The organism is Kosakonia oryzendophytica (assembly GCF_900094925.1).
GTDB lineage: Bacteria > Pseudomonadota > Gammaproteobacteria > Enterobacterales > Enterobacteriaceae > Kosakonia > Kosakonia oryzendophytica.
The window spans coordinates 1-1,429 of the sequence record NZ_FMAY01000029.1 but is presented as its reverse complement, the minus strand read 5'-3'; the positions used below and the strand labels follow the sequence as shown (position 1 = coordinate 1,429).

Below are 1,429 nucleotides of genomic sequence, written 5' to 3'. Positions count from 1 at the left end.
CAGATTGCCACCGATACCGCCAGCCAGGCGAATGCGGCGGGGAATGTCACTCTGACCGCGCAGAACATGACGCAGCAGGGGAAACTGATTTCCGGTGGCGAGACCCGTCTGACCGCCGATCGCCTGGATAACCGCGGCACGGTAGCGACAAAAGGGCAACTGACCGCTACTGCCAGCAACCTTAACAACAGCGGCACACTGCAGGGGCAGACGCTGACCGCCACGGGTGATGAGGTACAGAACACCGGGACGCTGGCATCGGATGGCACGCTCAGCGTGCATGCCGGAGCGCTGACCACCGGTGCGGATTCGACGGTCACCGGTAAAGGGGATGTCACGCTGGTGGCACAGGCCACTGCTGACCTGAACGGGCGCATCAATGCGGATAAAGCGCTGAATGTGAAGGGCCGGGATGTGCAGACCCGCCAGACTGCACAGGTGCAGAGCGGCGGCAGCATGACGCTGGCGGCAGGCAACAGCGCCACGCTGAACGGTACCCAGGCGGCAAAAGGCGCACTCGACATTAGCGCAAAAACATTGAGCCACAGCGGGAAATCAAATGCCGCGGCCATCACCCTGACAGCGCCGGATGGCATCACTAACAGCGGTACGCTGGTGACAGATACGCTGAATCTCAGCGGTTCGCACATTACTAACAGTGGCCTGTTGCAGGGCACAAAGATGCTGAATCTGCAAACCAGCGGACTGGATAACCTCGCTGGTGGCACACTCTACAGTGCGCAGAACCTCACTCTCGCCCTTCCTGAGCTGACCAACAACGGACTCATCACCACCGACGGCGACCTGCGCCTGAGTGGTAATACGCTGGTCAATGGCGGAGAAATCAACGGCGTAAATATCATCGGTGATTACCGCAGCCTGACCAGCAGCGGGAAACTGCTGGCGGACAATGGCCTGAGCCTGACGGCAGAAGCGTTTGGCAACAGCGGCCTGCTGGCGTCCCGAAACACCGCCATCACGGCCGGGACGCTGAACAACCAGGGCACCGTGCAGGGTGACGACACCCTGACGCTGGCGGCGCAGACCACCGCTAACAGCGGGACAATGCGCAGTGCGGGTGCGCTGACGTTCACCGGGCAGACGCTGGACAACAGCGGCAATATCAACGCCACTTCGCTGCTGCTGACGCTGGCACAGCAGGCGCACAACCGCGCCACCGGGCGTCTGGTTGCGGATAACGCACTGACGCTGAATGCCCCGCAACTGCTCAACAGCGGCCTGATTGCGGCGACAAAACTCGAACTCAATAATCCGGATATCGTCAACAGCGGCACCCTGCAGGGAACGGATTCGCTGGTTGCCACCGGTACAGCGCTTACCAACCAGCAGGGTGGTTTACTGCTGAGCGCGGGCAGCCTGGTGCTGAAAAACGATAGCCTGACCAACGCCGGACAATTGCAGGGCGACA

General features: G+C 61.2%; 1 pseudogene. It reads left to right on the top strand.

Annotated features, from left to right (window positions below):
• A pseudogene (locus GA0061071_RS23185) lies at positions 1-1,429 on the top strand (Contact-dependent inhibition of growth factor CdiA); the annotation flags it as partial.